The sequence below is a fragment of the Micromonospora sp. RL09-050-HVF-A genome (assembly GCF_019374995.1).
In the GTDB taxonomy this organism is placed as follows: domain Bacteria; phylum Actinomycetota; class Actinomycetes; order Mycobacteriales; family Micromonosporaceae; genus Micromonospora; species Micromonospora antibiotica.
The window spans coordinates 124434-141366 of the sequence record NZ_JAGKQP010000002.1; the positions used below are offsets into that span (position 1 = coordinate 124434).

A 16933-nucleotide genomic window follows, 5' to 3' on the forward strand; every position below is an offset into this window, starting at 1 on the left:
GTCACCCCGCCCGGGACGGGTCGGCACCGTCGTCGGCAGCCGGCGGGTCGGCTGGCTGCCGGACGACGTCACGGGCCTGGATGACCGGGCCGCGGTACGTGCCGGCCGTGATCGTGTTGGTCACCGCACCGTCGGCGGCCGCCCGGGATGCCGGGGCGGGCGGAACCCCGAGCGTCAGGTCACGGGCCTGGATGACCGACTGGGTGAACTCGCCACCCTGGATCGTGTTGTCGACCCGACCGGCCGGCCCGGCCCCGGCCTGCGGCGTGGCCCTAGGGGTCGCCGCCGCGGTGTAGGCCGTCAGCGCCAACCCCAGCACGGTGGCGAAGATCCCCAGCGTGCTGGCCCACTTGTCGGCCTCCGTCACGCCGACCCGGACGAACGCCACGCCGAGGCCGACCAGGCCCAGCGAGCAGAGTGTGCCGGCCGCCCACCCGGCGATCTTCGTGTTACGACGGGTCATCGTTGCATTGTCTAGGGTCACCGCCACTGGTGGAACACAGCCGGGGCGGCGGGCGACGTTCGGCCGGCGGCCGGTGGTCGCCGCTTCGGCGACGAGACCGCGGAGGATGAGGGCGAGCCCCGCCTCGAAGGCGGTTTCGTGGCCGATGGGCGGCAGGCCCGCGCTGTGTCGGCCACGGCGCATTCCCGCAGGGGGCGGACTTCACCGGGCCGGTGCCAACCCGTTCTCGACGGCGATGCGTTCGATCTCGGCGGGTGTGCCCGTCATCAGGGCGCGGCAGTGCCGGTTGACCAGGTCGGCGGGCCAGTCCCACCACGCGGCCCGTCGCAGCCGGTGGATGTCGTCGTCGTCGAAGCGCTGCCGGATCGGCCGCGCCGGGTTACCGCCGACGATCGTGTAGGCCGGCACGTCGGTGGTGACCACCGCACCGGCGGCGATGATCGCCCCGTCGCCGATCCGTACGCCCGGCATGACCGTCGCCCGGTAGCCGAACCACACGTCGTTGCCGATGACGGTGTCACCCCGGCTGGGCATGGCGGTCACGACGTCGAGGGTCCGCTCGGCCCATTCGCCGCCGAAGAGGGTGAACGGGAAGGTCGACGGACCCGTGACCGGGTGGTCGCCCCCGGCCATCAGGAACCGGGTGCCTGCCGCTATCGCGCAGAACCTGCCGATGACCAGCTGTTCCGGTCCGAAGTGGTAGAGCACGTTGCGCTGCTCGAAGCCGGCAGCGTCGTCGGGATCGTCGTAGTACGTGTAGTCCCCGACGGTGATCTTGGGGGAGGTGACCAGCGGCTTGAGGAACACCACCCGGGGATGCATCGCCACCGGGTGGAGGGTCGTCGGGTCGGGCGGCATGGCGGACCTCGCTCGTTAAGGCTACGGCTGTAGCGATAGCATCGTGGCATGGCGTCGCCACGACCGACAAGCGATCACCCCGACGAGGCGGTGACCGACCGCGCGCGCCGACCCGGCGGACGCAGCGCAGCGGTCCGCCGCCGCGTACTCGACGCCGCGCTCGCCCAGCTGGTGCAGCACGGCTACGACTCCCTGAGCATCGACGTGGTGGCCGAGCGCTCGGGTGTCCACCGCACGACGGTCTACCGACGCTGGCGGGATGTCGGTGGCCTGCTGGCCGACGTCCTGAACGAGGCGAGCGTCGACGCCTGGCGCCCACCCGACACCGGCTCACTCGAAGGTGACCTCGTCGCGGCCAACCACGAGGTGTACGCGGCACTGACCACCGACCCGGTGACCGTCGCGCTCATCGGCGCGTCCTTCCGGTCCGACCAGGCCGCCGAGGCCCTACGCGCCTTCTGGGTCGACCGCTACGACCGTTGCGCCGACATCACCCGGCGTGCCGTCGAACGCGGTGAGATCCCGGCGGGCACCGACAGCCGTCAACTGCTCGTCGCCGCAACCGCCCCGCTGTACCACGAACTCCTCCTCCTGCGGGCGGCCAGCGACGCCGACCTTCCCGAACGCGTCGCCCGCAGCGTCGCCACGGCCGCCCGCGCGGGCGCCTACGCCCACCGGTAGCACACACACCATCGAACCCGGGCCGGACCCGCAGCGATCACGCGGGTCAGTCGGGACGACGCTCACCCCCGGCGTCGGCCAGACCGTCGACGAGCAGCTGCGCCTCGTCGGTCGAGATGGCCATCGTGGTGCTGAGCAGGTCGACGGCCTGCTCGCGGTGCCCGGCCTCCACGAGTGCCGCGATCCGCAGCCAGGCGAACGCGTCGACCATCGCGTCGGGTGTCGGGGATCGCCCGTACAGCGGGGCGGTGGGGTCCTGAGTCGGCCGGTCCGCCGCCGGACGATCCGCGGTGGCGGGGGAGGCCGTGTCCGCGGCGGACGCCGCAGCAGTCGGCGGGTCGGACGGGACGTCGTCAGCGGCGGGGGCCCGGGCGGCGGCTTCGTGTCTGCGGGCGTCGGCGATCCGGGTGGCCGCGTCCCACTGGCGGGTGTCCGCGCTCGGGGACGCGGCGGCGGCCCGGGCCCGCAGCTCGCGTACCTGGGAGCCCAGCAGGTCCCGGCTGCCGCCACGGCGACGCAGGATCATCGTGATCACCGTGATGAGCACGACCGCGACGACGAACCCCAGCACCAGCTCCAGCAGGCTCACGTCGGTACCACCGGGACTCATCAGGTCACACGGTCCCGGCCCGGATCACCGCAGCGCGCAGGTGCTCGTCGGAGGCGGCGCTGGCCGGCCGGTGGGGGACACGTCCGACGACAGGCTCCGGGCTGCCCGGGCCACCGTGGCCCATTGCAGGTCCCGGTGGAACGCGGCGGTGCGCGGTCCGGCCGAGGGACGCGGCCGGCAACGCCACCGTCGGCACCGCTGCGGTCTTCCACCACATGCGGGGCATGGTAGTGCCGCAGCGGCACCTGCCCGACCGTGCGTCCCGGCCAGGGTCCGGTCGGACCCTGGCCGGGAGCATCCGGTCAGCCGATCCGGCCGGCGCGCTGCCGGCGGCGGGTCAGCAGGAGGAGGACGATGCCCAGGAGCGCGAGCATCACCCCGACGGTCAGCGGCGCGACGATGGCGTCACCGGTCACCGGCAAGGATCCGCGCCACGTAACGGAAGGTAAACCCGTTGGACGTGCCCCGCCGGTGCTTACCACGACAGTGGTGTCACCGGCCGCGCAGGGCGGCGTACGGAAGGTCGACGAGCGACCGTCCGGTGCCACCGTGACCTGCTGGCCGGGATGGTCGTGGCGCGGATGGTGACCGTGGTGCCGCCCGGCACGAACCCGGAACCACTGACCGTCACCGTGGTGCCGCCACCGGTCGGCCCCTGCCCGGGGCTGACGGTGTCGATGCGCGGCGGGACGGGTTCGTAGGTGAACCCGTCAGGCGCGGTGACGTCGTCGCCGGGCAGCAGGACGGTGACGTCCACCGCGCCGGGCGAACCGGGTGGGGTGACCACGGTCAGCGAGGTGCCGTTCGGGTTCACCACGAGGTTGGTGCCGGCCGGGTTGACGGTGAACCCGGTGCCGGGCACCCCGTCGAAGGTCACCCCGGTCGCTGCGGTGAACCCGGTCCCGGTGATGGTGACCGTGGTGCCACCCGAGGTCGGCCCGCTCGTCGGGGTCAGCCCGGTCACGGTCGCTCCACTGCCGTCGGGGAGATAGGTGTAGCCCAGCGGCGCTGCCGTACCGCCGCCGGTGGTCACCACCACGACGGCCGGTCCGACCGTGTGGGCGGGGTGACCGCCGTCAGCGCGGTGCCGCCGGGACTGACCGTGACATCGGTGGCGGGCACCCCGTCGAAGGTGACTGTCGTGTCACCGGGGACGAAGCCGGTGCCGGTGATCGTCACCGTCTGGCCGCCCGACTGGGCCCTCGTCGGGGTTGATCGTCGCGGTGGTCGGTGCCGCCGCCGGATGCTCGCAGATGGCCTCGGCCACGATCACGATGCCGACCGGGATGGTGACCGGGACGACGAGGACGGTGCCCGACAGGGTGAGGACGGCCCGCACGGTGATCGCGGTGGCGCCGGTGGCGGTGGTCGTCTCGACGCGGGTCAACGAGGCGTTCAGACTCGCGCCCAGCAGCCCCGGCACCACCACTGCCGCGCTGCCCACGACGGCGGGAGTGTTCGCCGTCAGCGTCACCGTCGTGCCGAACAGCTCCAGCCCGACGAGCGTGGTGTCGGCGCTGGTCGCGCCGACCTGCGGGCAGACGGCGGTGGCGGTGACCTCGGCGGCGTCCAGCACGTCGATGCCGAGCACGGTCAGGTTGAGTCCGTTGACGCTGGAGGACGCCGACGACCCGTCCGCCGCCCGGGTGGCGGTGACCTCCTCGACGGTGCCGCTGGCGGTCACGCCGAGCGCACCCGGTATCGAGATCGCCAGTAGCGTCTCGGTGTCGGTGCCCCCGGCGGCCGGCGCGGTGGCGGTGCCGATGGTGGCGCCGGCGGTGATCACTGCTATCCCGGCCACCTCGGCGGACAGGTCGACTGAGCACGGTGCGTCCGCCCCGGTCATGCCCCGGTCGACCTGGGCGGGATCGCGTCCCCACCCGATGGCGCGTCCCCGTCGACCGCGGCGGGCGGCAGTTTGTTCACAGCATTGGAATACCGGAGTTAACCCGGTTCTCGGTTTATCGCGGAATCAAGACGATCGTCGATACCTTCATGTACGATCGTCTATCGGTGACGTGCGAGGACGGGGTCTTCTGTGCTGCATGGCCGGTACCACCCCTGATGTCGGCTGCGGCCCTGGTCGCACCAAATGGAAGCGCTCCGCCGGTGTCCGCCCGGGCCAGCTGTCGCGGCTGGCTGAGCCGCAGTTCGACTCCCGGAGAAAGACGTCGTCGTCGCATCGTCGGCGACCCCATACACGGCCAGAACGGCGAGGTGGCAGTGACATGAAGGTTCTCGTAATCGGCGGTGGCCCGGCTGGTAGCACCGCAGCGACAGCGATGGCCCAGTCCGGACTCGACGTGCAGCTCATCGAGAGCTCCCACTTTCCGCGATACCACGTGGGTGAGTCGCTCACGCCGTCGTGCCGGGTGGTGCTGGACGTCATCGGCATGTCGAAAGTCATCGACGACTATGGTTTCGTGAAGAAGAACGGCGGCGTCATCCACTGGGATGACGACCAGTGGGCGTTCGACTGGCAAGAACAGTCCGGAGTGCAGTCGTGGCAGGTGGATCGCAGCGAGTTCGACACGCTGCTGCTGGAGCACGCCCGCCAGAACGGGGTTGCCGTCACCACCGGCGTCACCGGTCGTTCAGTTCGGTTCGCCGACGGCCGGCCCGTGGCCGTGGAGTGCTCCTCGGAGCACGGTGAATCGTTCACCGTGGATGATTTCGACTTTCTGGTCGACGCCACCGGCCGTAACGGGCTGCTCAGCACCCGTCACTTCGGCAACCGTGAGCCGCTGAGCAACCTGCGGAACGTCGGCATCTGGGGCTACTGGACCGGCGCCAGGCTGCTGCCCGAAACGCCGACCGGAGGAATCAACATCATTTCCTCGCCAGAGGGTTGGTACTGGGTGATCCCCATGGCGGGCGGACGGATGAGTATCGGTTACGTCACCACCAAGGACGCCTTCGCCCGTGACCGTTCCGAGCATCCGTCGTCGGACGACCTGTACCGGCACCTGATCACCGCCTCGCCGACCGTGGCGGACCTGACCGCCGGGGCGGCGTTCCTGGGCACTACCAGGGTCGAGACCGACTACTCGTACATCGCGGATCAGTTCTGCGGGCCGGGTTACGCGATCGTGGGCGACGCCGCATGCTTCCTGGACCCGCTCCTGTCCACCGGCGTGCATCTGGCGCTCTACAGCGCTCTGACCGCGGCGGCGTGCGTCGCTTCGATGGACCGTGGCGAGGTCAGTGAAGCGGAGGCCCTCAGGTTCTTCGAATTTGCCTACCGTCGTGCGTACATGCGTCTCTTCGCGCTGGTGAGCATCATGTACGAGCGCTATCTCGGTAAGGACGGCTTCTTCCTCACGTCCGACCGGTTGATCGGAGACGAGCAGGCCGTGCAGGCGGATGAAGGCGTCTCGTCCCGTTCCTTCGCGGAGATCATCGGTGGCCTGTCCGACCTGCGTGAGGCGGCCAACTCGTCCACCCGCGTCATCACCGATCAACTGCGTGACGAAGCGGTGCGGGTGCAGATGCGGGCCGTGCGCGCACCGGACTCCGTCGGGCCCGACTTCACCCCGGTCCGTGGCAACCCGCTCTCCGATGCGGAGTCGGCTGACTACCGCCTCGTCACCAGCCCGCACCTCGGCCTTGAGCGGGTCCGTGAGACGCCTGCCTGAAGGCGCTCACGGTCGCTCCCACCCTGTCCCGACGGTCCGCGCCTGACCCGGGCTCGGCAGGCTGCGCGTGACCCGGGCTCGGCAGGCTGCGCCTGACCCGGGCTCGGCAGGCTGCGCCTGTCGTACGGGTCGTGACGTGCCGACTGTGCGCGCCCGGGTCCATGGGGGCGTGGCTGACCGTGGTTGCCCTGGTCGTGCGGCCAGGGCAACCTGGGGGCTGTGCGGCCAGGGCGACCCGGGGCCGTGCGGGAGGGGGACGCCGGGTTGGGCCGGCGTTGCGGACTCGTGCGGTCTTCCTCCCTGTTTGACAGCCGATGGACGTACTGCTAGTTGTTAATAGAGTTTCCTAATTCTTGCGGTGCCCGCCTGGGCGAACGTCGCGTCCGGGCACCGACCGGCCGGCGGCCTGCCGCCCTTCCCCCGAGGAACGCCATGGTGCGCAGAAGAACAGTCGCCTACGCGGTGGGCACCCTGCTGACCGGCATCGCGGCGGTCGGCTACGGCCTGCCGTCGGCCAGCGCCGCAGCCGCCGGCCCGATCACCGGTCTGGCCGGCAGGTGCGTCGACGTGGCCGGTGCCAACCCGGCCAACGGCACGGCCGTGCAGCTCTACGACTGCAACGGCACGGCGGCCCAGACGTGGACGGTGGGCAACAGCGACAGCTCGATCCGTGCGCTCGGCAAGTGCCTCGACGTCACCGCCGCGTCGACCACCAACGGCACCAAGATCCAGCTGTACGACTGCAACGGCACCGGCGCCCAGAAATGGACCGCCGCCGCTGGCGGCGCCCTGGTCAACCCCGCCTCGGGCAAGTGTCTCGACGTGACCGACCACAGCACCGCGAACGGCGCCCGACTACAGATCTGGACCTGCGGTGGCACCGCCAACCAGCAGTGGACCCTCCCCGGCGGCGGCACCCCGACCCCGACCCCGACCGCCACCGCCCCGGCCGGCACCAACCTCGACGACCCGGCGAAGAAGGACGTCGCCATGCAGCTCGTCTCGGCGGCCGAGAACTCCTCGCTCGACTGGCGTGCCCAGTTCTCCTACATCGAGGACATCGGCGACGGTCGTGGCTACACCGCCGGCATCATCGGCTTCTGCTCCGGCACCGGCGACATGCTCGAACTGGTCCAGGCGTACACGAACACCAAGCCCGGCAACGTGCTGGCCGGCTACCTGCCGGCGCTGCGCGCCGTCAACGGCACCGCGTCGCACGCGGGCCTCGACCCGAACTACCCCCGCGACTGGCGCACCGCCGCCAACGACCCGGTGTTCCGCGCCGCCCAGGAGGCCGAACGGGACCGGGTCTACTTCACCCCGTCGGTCCGCGACGGGAAGAACGACGGGGTCCGGGCACTCGGCCAGTTCGCCTACTACGACGCGGCCGTCATGCACGGGTACGAGGGCATGCGGCAGATCCGCAGCCGCGCCCTCACCCGGGCGAAGCCCCCGGCGCAGGGCGGCAACGAGCGGACCTGGCTCAACGCGTTCCTCGACGAGCGGGTCGTCGAGATGAAGAAGGAGGAGGCCCACTCGGACACCTCCCGCGTCGACACGGCCCAGCGGGTGTTCCTCGACAACGGCAACTTCGACCTGAACACGCCACTGGTCTTCGCCGTCTACGGCGACCAGTTCCGCATCGGCTGAAACGTGTCGTGCCACGGTGTGGTCCAGGGCGTCGGCGCGGTGCCGACGCCCTGGACCGTTCCCTCAGGGTGCCCAGGGTGTCGCGATGTTCCAGGTGCTGTCCGCGGCCCACAGCACGGGTGTGTTCCACGCCGAGCCGCCCGTGCCGTCACTCAGCCAGACCTCCGAGTTGAAATGCCGCAGGTACCTGCCCCGGAAGTTGTAGGACTCCAACGAGACCCCACCCCCGCCGACCCCGACCCGGGCACACCAGGTGGCATCCGCGCGCAGCAGCGCCGAGCCGTCGTCCGGCGAGTTGCGTACGCGCGACTCCTGGTGCCGGAGGAACTGCCCGGGGAAGTTGACCGACTCGAACGAATAGCACGCCGCGTCGGCCAGACCCGCCCGGACCGTGTACGTCGCGTCGTTCCTGAGCACCGCCGAGCTGTTGGCGTCCACGACCTCGGTGTAGGCGAGGCTGTCCCGGTGCCGCAGGAACCGGTTGGTGTACCCGGGAGTCGTCACCTGTAGGGAACGGCGGGTGTTCAGCGGCAGCGCCACCGGTGCCGAGCTGCCGACCGTCCTCGACGCGGCGATGAGGGCCAGGTTCGCGGCCCGCACCCGGGCCTGGTCCATCTTGACCACCTGCCGGTCGTAGGTGAGGAATCCGTTCAGCTCACCCTCCTGGTCGGTGATCTCGGTGTAGACCGAGGCGCTGAGCCCCTTGCCGATCATGAGGTTCTGCGTGCCCTGCACCAGGCCGACGTAGCGGTCGGTCAGCACGGTCGCGTTCGGCTGCCACTCGTAGGCGAAGAAGCTGCCGTTCGGGCTCCACTCGTGCCCGGGCGCACGCAGGCCGAGGCCGCCGAACTCACCGAGCACGGCGATCCGGCTCCCCGACGGCACCGGTGAGCCCGGCCCCAGATAGACGTGCCAGTCGTCGATGTCGCCGTTGCCGGGATCGCCCAACGACTGGCAGCAGTTGTGGCCGCTGTGCGCGTTGACCAGCCGGGTCGGGTCCTGGGTCTTGACGGCCTGGGCGACCCGGCGGGTGTCGGCCAGCGCCCGCTCACCCCACCCCTCGTTGTAGACGGTGTAGGTGACGACGGCCGGCGAGCTGCGATGCTCGTTCACGATCTCGCGGGCCTCGGCTTCGAGCTGCGCCTGCTGCGCGTCGGTCGCGTTGATGTCCTGCGCGGTCAGGGACGGGACGTCCTGCCACACCAGCAGACCGAGCCGGTCGGCGTGGTAGAACCAGCGCTGCGGCTCGACCTTGATGTGCTTGCGCACCATGTTGAAGCCCAGGTCCTTGTGTTTTTGCAGGTCGAAGGCGAGCGCGGCGTCGGTGGGCGCGGTGTAGAGCCCGTCCGGCCAGAAGCCCTGGTCCAGCGTGCCGGCCTGGAAGACAAACTGGCCGTTGAGCTTGGGCCGTAGGACACCGTTGACCACGCCGGTGCTGATCTCGCGCATCCCGAAGTAGTGGGTGGTCCGGTCGACCTGACCGCCCGCGGCATTACGCAGGGTGATGCGCAGGTGGTAGAGGAACGGGTCGTCGGGCGACCAGCGGCGGGCGTTCGGCACGGGCACCGCGAACTCGGTGAAACCGCCGGTGGCGGAGCCGACCACGGTGGTGCCGTCGAGCGCTTCGGCCAGGACACGGTGACCACTGACGTCCCCCCGGGTGGCGACCCGGACGCGCAGGGTGTCGTCGGCCAGCCTCGGTGTGAGGTCGACGCTGCTGATCGAGGCCGTCGGCACCGGTTCCAGCCACACGGTCTGCCAGATGCCCGAGCTGGGCGTGTAGAAGATCCCGCCGGGCTGCTTGGTCTGCTTGCCGATCGGCGGCAGACTGCCGTTCTGCCGGCTGTCCGTCGGGTCCCACACCTTCACCACGATCTCGTTCGCGCCGCCCCGCAACGGCGCGGTGACGTCGAGGGTGAAGGCGTCGTAGCCACCGGTGTGACCACCGACGGCCACCCCGTTGACCCAGACGGTGGTCTGCCAGTCCACCGCGCCGAAGTGGAGCAGCACCCGGCGTCCGTGCCAGCTCTCGGGCACCGTCACCACCCGCCGGTAGAACAGGTAGTTGCGGTTGTCGCCGGCGGCGCGCTGCACCCCGGACAGGGCGCTCTCCACCGGGAACGGCACGTTGATCCGCTCGGGCAGCTCGGTGCCGAACGCCGGGGCGTCGTCGGTGGCGGACTGGCGTAGCTGCCATTCGCCGTTGAGGTTGAGCCAGTCGGACCGGGTCATCTGCGGTCGCGGGTACTCCGGCAGTGGCGTGCCGACGAGTGCCTGGGCGGTCCAGGGGGTGGTCAGCGGTGGGTTCTTGGCCGGCACGGCGCGCGCCGGGCTGGCCGGCGCGGCGAGCAGGCCGGCGATCAGGGTGAGAACGAGTAGCAGGGGGGCGGCGAGGCGGACGGGATCGGGACGTGTCATGCCGTCTCCATCGGACGGGCCGTCAGGGCCGAACTGCGCCGCCGGCGGCTGGCAGTGGGTGTCGGGCGGCCGGTCAGGTCACGTCCGGTCCCCAGGCCGGGCGCGGACGTCGGGGGGAAGTCCCGGGCGGCAGGTGGCAGTCGGCAGAACTTCCGGGCGGTGTGTATAACGTTATAGATCCCCGACGGACAACACGTCAATCCCCATCCGTCGATGCGTTGCCGCCCGCGCGTCCGCCACCCGGATCGGTAGCCTCATCTCCGCACCGCCGCGCTGTGCCCGGTGGACGTCGGCGTCGCTGCGGCGGCTGCGTGGCGGCGGTGCCGGCAACCGGTCGACGGCGCAGGAGGCGGGGACGGCAGATGGGTGTCAGCCTGAAGGACATCGCCGAGCGGGCGGGAGTCTCCCTCGCCACCGTCTCCAACGTGGTCAACGGCTACCGGCCGGTGGGGGAGGGCACCCGGCAACGGGTGCAGCGGGCCATCGACGAACTGGGCTACACCCCCAACCTGAGCGCCCGGCACCTGCGCCGTGGCCGTACCGGGTTGATCGCGCTTGCCGTTCCCGAGCTGACCAATCCGTACTTCGCCGAACTGGCGGACGTGGCCATCCGCGAGGCCGCCGGACTCGGGTACACGCTGCTGATGGAGAACACCGCCGCCGAGCGCGGTGCCGAGCTGGCCCTCCTGGAGGGGGCGCAGCGGCACCTCATCGACGGTCTCATCCTCAGTCCGGTGGCGATCGGTCGGGAGGAGGTGCTGGCCCGGCGGGCCCGGATGCCGTTGGTCCTGATCGGGGAGGGGGTCTACGACGTGCCGTACGACCACGTCGCGATCGACAACGTCGCGGCGAGCCGGACGGCGACCGCGCACCTGGTCGCGCTGGGCCGTCGGCGGATCGCGTTCGTCGGCGCACCGCCGGGGGGCGACCGGCAGTCCGCGCACCTGCGCATCCGTGGCTACCGGGAGGCGCTCGACGCGGCCGGGATCCCGTTCGACCCCGGTCTCGTCGTACCCACGGAGCAGTTCGGCCGGGCGGACGGCGAGCACGCGATGCGCCACCTGCTGAGCCTGGACCATCCTCCCGATGCCGTGCTCGCCTACAACGACCTGACCGCCATCGGCGCCCTGCGAACGCTCACCCGGTCCGGGGCGGGAGTGCCCGACGACGTGGCGGTGGCCGGCATCGACGACATCGAGGAGGGACGCTTCAGCAATCCCACCCTGACCACCGTCGCCCCGGACAAACGCGCGATCGGCCGGTCGGCGGTGCGCCGGTTGGTGTCCCGCATCGAGGGGGAGGGGGGTCCGCCGATGCACGTGCAGCCCTCCTTCCACCTCGTCACGCGGGAGAGCACCGGGCCGGTGCGCTGACCGGTCGTCCCTTCCGGGGTGCGCCACGTCGACCCCGGAGCCCTACCCCGAGGCCGAGTTCGAGCGGACCTACCGGTGGCTGGTGAAGTGGGGCCTGATCACCCCCGAGTCGACGTTCACCTCCCTCGTGGACAACCGGGTCGTCACGGTCCGACCCCCGCGCGGGGCCGGCCCGGACGACGACGTCCGGGCCAGCCCCGCGCGGGGGTCAGCCCCCGTCCGACGCCGAGACCGCCGGGCGGGAGCCGCGCCGGCCACCACCGCCTCCGACCGACGCACCCCCGCCGGGACGTGCACCGACAGCCCCGGGTGACCGGGGCGGGGCGACGACCAGGAAGGTGAAATCCTCGCGGGCCCTGGCTCCGACGGGCAGGGGCAGGCGGATGCGCCCGGAGTCCACCATGCCCCGCAGGGCGGGACGACTCAGGCCGAACCCGGCGGTGAGCAGCTTCTCGATCCGGACGGGCGCCGGCAGCTCGAACCTGACGACGACCTCCAGTGGCGCGGCGTCCGCATCCTGGAGGTCGTAGAACGGCAGGTCGGTGTCCAGCTGCCAGGTGCCGGTCCAGTCGAGCTGGTGGCCGGCCCGATGGGCGAGTGTCGCGTCCATGGTCAACTGTCGCACCACGGCCGGATCGTTGTTCTCGAACAGCCGCAGCCGATCGTTGTCCAGCGCCCGCACGTTGACGCGTTCGTGGACGGGAATCTTCGACGTGCGACCGCACCGGTCGCAGCAGATCAACAACCACACGTCGAGCAGCTTGTGGTTGGCGTTGACCCGGACCTTGCCGGTGGGGTGGTGCCGGGTGGACCTGCACGACACGCAGGACCTGACGATGGTGGGTAGTCCGAGCTCGCTGACCACCCACAGCGCTTTGCGGTCGATGCCGGGCCCATGGCCGTGGGCCGGCACGCGGAGATGGCGGGAACTGTTCATGACTTCGGCGATTCCAGGGTCTAGGCAGGAGACGCCCGGGGGTGCGATGGCACGCCGGGGGTGCATCCCGGATCCGGTGGCGGGCAGCCGGCATCTCGGCGGGGAGCATGCCGGCTGGCGCGACGTCGCAGATCACGTCGCGTGAAGGAAGCCCGCACCGGTCACCCGGTGCGGGCTTCGAGTGGCACGACGAATGAGACGGGGAGCTGACTCGAACCCGTCGTCATCGCGCACGTGCGCCACTGGTCACCGACCCATGCGCGTCAGCATGGTCAACCCGCGCGACGAGGGACAACCGGTTTTCCGTGCGACCCCGCCGCCCGGAAGACGAAATCCCCTGTCGGTTGTGGCCGGGAGCTAGTAGAAAGCTGCCGTGGAAGAGACTCTGGAGTTCGCTGACCTGTTGCGCCTGATGGACGAACGATCATGCGCGTTCCGGGCGGCGGTCGCGACGGCACCCAGCCTCGACGTGCGGGTACCGACCTGCCCGGAGTGGACGCTGTTCGACCTGGTGCAGCACCTGGGCGAAGGGCGACGCAGGTGGGCCGCCATCGTGGCCGCCGGCCCCGCCGACGCTCCACCGGCGATGTCCGCCCCGGTGGTTCCCCGGGAGCGCGACGCTCTGCTGGACTGGTTCGCCGCGTCGACGGAGCAACTGCTCGACGCGCTGCGCGATGCCGGCCCGGACCGCGGTTGCTGGACGTGGTGGGGTCCGTCGCAGTCGCCGCAGACGACCGGTGCCGTCGCCCGGCACCAACTCCAGCAGGTCGCCGTGCACACCTACGACGCCCAGGCCGCCGTGGGCACCCCGCAGCCGCTGCCGGACGAGGTGGCCCTCGACGGTGTCGACGAGTTCCTGACCACCTGCGTCGCGACGACCATCGCCTGGCCGCACCAGCCCGCGGTCGTCGACTACCACGCCACCGAGGGCCGGTCATGGCGAACCTGGTTCTCCGCCGACGGCGCCCGGACCGCCCGCCTCCCCACGCCGGTCGCCGTCGAGGACCCGCAGATGGCCTACGTCTCCGCCCGGGGCACGGCCCATGAGCTGGTCATGTTCTGCTACGGCCGGATTACGATGGATTCGCTGCGGGTCGACGGCGACCGGCGTGTCTTCGACCAGTTGATCGCCTGGGAGCCGGAGGAGTAGCACGCGACGACGGACCCACCCGCCGTGCGCCGGCCTCGGCGCACGGCGGTGGACCCTGCCGGCCCGGCCCGGACAGCGGACGGGGCCGCGCCGCGACGACCTCCCCGACGGGGGCCGCCGCCCACGCAGCACCGGCGCCGGGTCAGGCCCGGTCCCCGGCCCAGGCCGCCTCCAGGATCGCGGTCAGGCTCGCGGTGTCGGTCGGGCCCGGGTGGTTCTGGATCAGGCGGGTGACGCCACCTGCCATCTCCGCGAAGCGGGGAAGATCGGCGCGGGCCACCCCGATGTCGGCCAGGGTGGGCGGGATGCCGATGTCGGCAAGGAGCCCGTCGAGCCAGCTGAGGAACGTGTCTGCGGCCTCGGCATCCGAGGCGTCGGCGACGTCGAGCCCGCACACCCCGGCGAGGACGGCCAACCGGTCGCCGACAGCGTTTCTGGCCGCACGCAGCGCGTAGGGCAGCAACAGTCCGACACCCAGACCGTGCGGCGTGTGCGTGGCCGCGCCGATGGGGTACTGGAGCGCGTGCGGGGCCGCGTTGCCCGCGTGGGAGAAGGCGAGCCCGGCGAGCACCGACCCGTAGGACATGTCCGCCCGCGCGTCGGTGTCGCCGCCGTCCCTGACGGCACGACGCAGGCTCCGGGCGATCCGCTCGGCGGCCCGGAGCGCGTAGTGGTCGGTGACCGGGTTGCGACCGAGGAACACCTGCTCCACCGGATCGCGCGGTCCGTGGGCCCGGGGCCGCGCCGTGTAGCTCTCCACCGCGTGGCAGAACGCGTCGATGCCCGAGTGTGCGGTGACGGTCGCCGGGCAGGTGTAGGTGAGTTCGGGGTCGACGATGGCGAAGTCGGGCACGATGTGGACGCTGGAGACCCCCACCTTCAGCGCACGGTCCGGGTCGGTCAGCACCGAGACGGGGGTCAGCTCGGAGCCGGTCCCCGACGTCGTGGGGACCGCGACCAGCGGAATCGTCGGCCCCGGCACCCGCGCCTCGCCGTAGAAGTCGCGCGGCGTCCCACCGTGCCGCCGGATGACCCCGACGATCTTGGCGAGGTCGATCACCGTGCCACCCCCGACGGCGAGGATCACGTCGGCGTCCACCGCGGCGGCGGCCGAGACCGCCAGGTCGACATCGGTGAGTGGTACGTCCGGGGTCGCGTCGGAGAACACCTCGACGACCTCGACCCGCTCCCGTACGGCGGCCACGATCCCGGCCACGCCCGGCTGCCCCAGCAGGATCCGGTCGGTCACGATGAGGACCCGCGAGCCACTCTCGGCCACCACCCGGGGGATGTTCTGCGCGACCCCTTCGCCGACTATCAACTGGCGCGGTCCGCGGACGGTCTCAAGCATGTCGGTGCCTCTCCGGAACGTCGGCGGCGATGTGCTGGGCGGACCGCCAGGTCACCTGCGGGACCCCGACGGCGTCGGTGAGGTCGGCCGCCCGGGCGGCCTGAGCGGCCCGGACGCCTCCCGGGCGGGGACCGGGCAGGGCGGACGGGCACCGGACGCGACGATCTCCGGTGGATGCCCGGGGCGGGAGGCCGGTCACGGGAGGTCGATCGCCGCGTAGGTGAGGTCGAGGTACTCCAGGATGCCCTCGTGCGACCCCTCCTTGCCGATCCCGGACTGCTTCACGCCACCGAACGGGGCCGACGGGTCCGAGATCAGGCCACGGTTGATGCCGACCATCCCGGTTTCCAGCCCCTCGGCGAACCGGAGCGCCCGCCGCAGGTCACGGGTGAAGACGTACCCGACGAGGCCGTGCTCGGTGTCGTTGGCCCTCGCCAGCACCTCGTCGTCGGACGTGAACGAGATGATCGGCGCCACCGGGCCGAAGATCTCCTCCCCCAGGATCCGCGCCTCCCCGGGCACGTCGACGAGGACCGTGGGCGGATAGAAGTGCCCCGGCCCGGCCGGACGCTCACCACCCACCAGGACCCGGGCGCCGCGATCGACCGCGTCGGTGACCAGCTCGTCGATCCGGGTGACCGAGGCATCGTCGATCAACGCACCGACGTCCACACCGTCGTCGAGACCGGGGCCCACCGACAGCGCACCCATCCGCTCGACGAAACGCGCCGTGAACTCCTCGCGTACCGGCTCCTCGACGTAGATCCGGTTGGCCGCGACGCACGACTCCCCGATGTTGCGCATCTTGGCCACCATGGCACCGTCCAGCGCGACGTCCAGGTCGGCGTCGGCACACACGATCAGGGCCGCGTTGCCGCCCAGTTCCATCGAGGTACGCAGCACGTTGTCCGCGGCCTGCCGGAGCAGCACCCGCCCGACCTCGGTCGAGCCGGTGAACGACAGCTTGCGGGTCCGGGCGTCGGCCAGCAGCGCGGAGACCACCGCGCCGGAACGCCTGGTGGTGACCACGTTGACGACCCCCGGGGGTACGCCGACCTCCGCCATGATGCGGGCCAGCAACAGCATGGTCAGCGGTGTCTGGGCGGCCGGCTTGGTGATCGTCGTGCAGCCTGCGGCCAACGCAGGGGCGATCTTGCGGGCACCCATGGCCAGCGGAAAGTTCCACGGCGTCACGAAGACGCACGGTCCGACCGGCTTCGGCACGGTGAGGATGCGGTATCCACCAGCAGGGGCGGTGCTGTAACGCCCCTCGACCCGTACCGCCTCCTCGGCGAACCACCGGAAGAACCCGGCGCCGTAGGCCACCTCCGCCCGGGCCTCGGCGAGCGGCTTGCCCATCTCCAGCGTGATCAGCCGGGCCACCTCCTCGGACCGTTCGGTCAGCACCCGGTACGTCGCGGTCAACAACTCCGACCGTTTCCGTGGCGGGGTCGCCGCCCACTGCGCCGCCGCCCCGCTCGCCGCTTCCAGGGCGGCCAGCCCGTCGGCGACGTCGGCGTCCGCCACCTCGGCGATGGTCCTGCCGGTGGCCGGGTCCTCGACGGCGAAGGTGACGCCGCCCGCGGCGTCGCGCCAGGCGTCGCCGATCCGCAGCCGCCGGTGCTCGGGGGCCAGGACGTCCATCGGGTCACTCATTGCGTCGCCTCCTGTGCTCGTCGTGGTGCTGTCCGGGTTGCCCGGCGATCGCGCCGCGCGCAGTCGGACGGGTCACCCGCCCCCGGCGGGGCGCGGTTCGAAGATGGCTTCGTCTGCGGTGCCGCCCGCACCACCGACCGCCCTCGCGGGC

Annotated in this window: 16 protein-coding genes; 5 read left to right on the top strand and 11 right to left on the bottom strand. The window is 71.5% G+C overall.

Translation table 11 applies throughout. The annotated features are described in order from the left end of the window. Position 1 precedes the first annotated feature (1 nt). The gene (locus J7462_RS00790; RefSeq protein WP_219460302.1) at positions 2-463 is read right to left on the bottom strand and encodes a hypothetical protein; all 462 of its coding nucleotides are present in this window, start codon (positions 461-463) and stop codon (positions 2-4) included. A 201-nt stretch (positions 464-664) separates the two neighbouring features. Beyond that, entirely contained in the window at positions 665-1285 is a 621-nt protein-coding gene (locus tag J7462_RS00795; protein WP_255597984.1) for a CatB-related O-acetyltransferase, read from the bottom strand. Positions 1286-1369: 84 nt separating this feature from the next. Between J7462_RS00795 and J7462_RS00800 the strand changes: the two genes are divergently transcribed. After that, on the top strand, positions 1370-2002 hold the full coding sequence (locus J7462_RS00800; RefSeq protein WP_219460308.1) for a TetR/AcrR family transcriptional regulator: 633 nt from the start codon (positions 1370-1372) through the stop codon (positions 2000-2002). Positions 2003-2048: 46 nt separating this feature from the next. Here J7462_RS00800 and J7462_RS00805 read toward each other — a convergent pair whose 3' ends face one another. The 5 genes from J7462_RS00805 to J7462_RS00825 all read right to left on the bottom strand — a co-directional run bounded on the left by J7462_RS00805 (position 2049) and on the right by J7462_RS00825 (position 4458). Further along, entirely contained in the window at positions 2049-2612 is a 564-nt protein-coding gene (locus tag J7462_RS00805) for a hypothetical protein (RefSeq protein ID WP_219460312.1), read from the bottom strand. A gap of 302 nt (positions 2613-2914) precedes the next feature. After that, positions 2915-3028 (bottom strand): LPXTG cell wall anchor domain-containing protein, encoded by a 114-nt coding sequence (locus J7462_RS00810; protein WP_219460315.1) that lies wholly within the window; start codon positions 3026-3028, stop codon positions 2915-2917. A 59-nt stretch (positions 3029-3087) separates the two neighbouring features. After that, positions 3088-3651 carry an IPT/TIG domain-containing protein gene (locus tag J7462_RS00815; protein WP_219460318.1) on the bottom strand — a complete coding sequence of 188 codons (564 nt, stop codon included), beginning with the start codon at positions 3649-3651 and terminating at the stop codon, positions 3088-3090. Next, positions 3642-3791: an IPT/TIG domain-containing protein gene (locus tag J7462_RS33530; protein ID WP_219460321.1), complete on the bottom strand. Its 150-nt coding sequence runs from the start codon at positions 3789-3791 to the stop codon at positions 3642-3644. Before J7462_RS33530 ends, J7462_RS00815 begins: the two co-directional genes overlap by 10 nt. Beyond that, on the bottom strand, positions 3757-4458 hold the full coding sequence (locus tag J7462_RS00825; protein WP_219460324.1) for a hypothetical protein: 702 nt from the start codon (positions 4456-4458) through the stop codon (positions 3757-3759). Before J7462_RS00825 ends, J7462_RS33530 begins: the two co-directional genes overlap by 35 nt. A 382-nt stretch (positions 4459-4840) precedes the next feature. Here J7462_RS00825 and J7462_RS00830 point away from each other — a divergent pair, with 382 nt between their 5' ends. Both J7462_RS00830 and J7462_RS00835 read left to right on the top strand, forming a co-directional pair. Beyond that, positions 4841-6247 (top strand): NAD(P)/FAD-dependent oxidoreductase, encoded by a 1407-nt coding sequence (locus tag J7462_RS00830; RefSeq protein ID WP_219460326.1) that lies wholly within the window; start codon positions 4841-4843, stop codon positions 6245-6247. Between the two features lie 432 nt (positions 6248-6679). Continuing rightward, positions 6680-7897: a chitosanase gene (locus tag J7462_RS00835; RefSeq protein WP_219460330.1), complete on the top strand. Its 1218-nt coding sequence runs from the start codon at positions 6680-6682 to the stop codon at positions 7895-7897. Between the two features lie 63 nt (positions 7898-7960). Here J7462_RS00835 and J7462_RS00840 read toward each other — a convergent pair whose 3' ends face one another. Continuing rightward, complete coding sequence (locus J7462_RS00840) at positions 7961-10315, bottom strand: AbfB domain-containing protein (RefSeq protein WP_219460333.1); 2355 nt, start codon at positions 10313-10315, stop codon at positions 7961-7963. Positions 10316-10677: 362 nt separating this feature from the next. Here J7462_RS00840 and J7462_RS00845 point away from each other — a divergent pair, with 362 nt between their 5' ends. Then, positions 10678-11688, top strand: coding sequence for a LacI family DNA-binding transcriptional regulator (locus J7462_RS00845; RefSeq protein WP_219460339.1), 1011 nt, complete (start codon positions 10678-10680; stop codon positions 11686-11688). A gap of 208 nt (positions 11689-11896) precedes the next feature. On the opposite strand, the gene J7462_RS00850 is transcribed toward J7462_RS00845, so the two are convergent. After that, positions 11897-12511 carry a DUF1062 domain-containing protein gene (locus J7462_RS00850; RefSeq protein WP_219460343.1) on the bottom strand — a complete coding sequence of 205 codons (615 nt, stop codon included), beginning with the start codon at positions 12509-12511 and terminating at the stop codon, positions 11897-11899. A gap of 487 nt (positions 12512-12998) precedes the next feature. On the opposite strand from J7462_RS00850, the gene J7462_RS00855 reads away from it, so the two are divergent. Beyond that, complete coding sequence (locus tag J7462_RS00855; RefSeq protein ID WP_219460346.1) at positions 12999-13775, top strand: maleylpyruvate isomerase family mycothiol-dependent enzyme; 777 nt, start codon at positions 12999-13001, stop codon at positions 13773-13775. 142 nt (positions 13776-13917) lie between these two features. Here J7462_RS00855 and J7462_RS00860 read toward each other — a convergent pair whose 3' ends face one another. Together J7462_RS00860 and J7462_RS00865 are read right to left on the bottom strand one after the other, a co-directional pair. Then, the gene (locus J7462_RS00860; protein ID WP_219460349.1) at positions 13918-15126 is read right to left on the bottom strand and encodes an iron-containing alcohol dehydrogenase; all 1209 of its coding nucleotides are present in this window, start codon (positions 15124-15126) and stop codon (positions 13918-13920) included. Between the two features lie 195 nt (positions 15127-15321). Further along, on the bottom strand, positions 15322-16782 hold the full coding sequence (locus J7462_RS00865) for an NAD-dependent succinate-semialdehyde dehydrogenase (RefSeq protein ID WP_219460352.1): 1461 nt from the start codon (positions 16780-16782) through the stop codon (positions 15322-15324). Positions 16783-16933 lie beyond the last annotated feature (151 nt).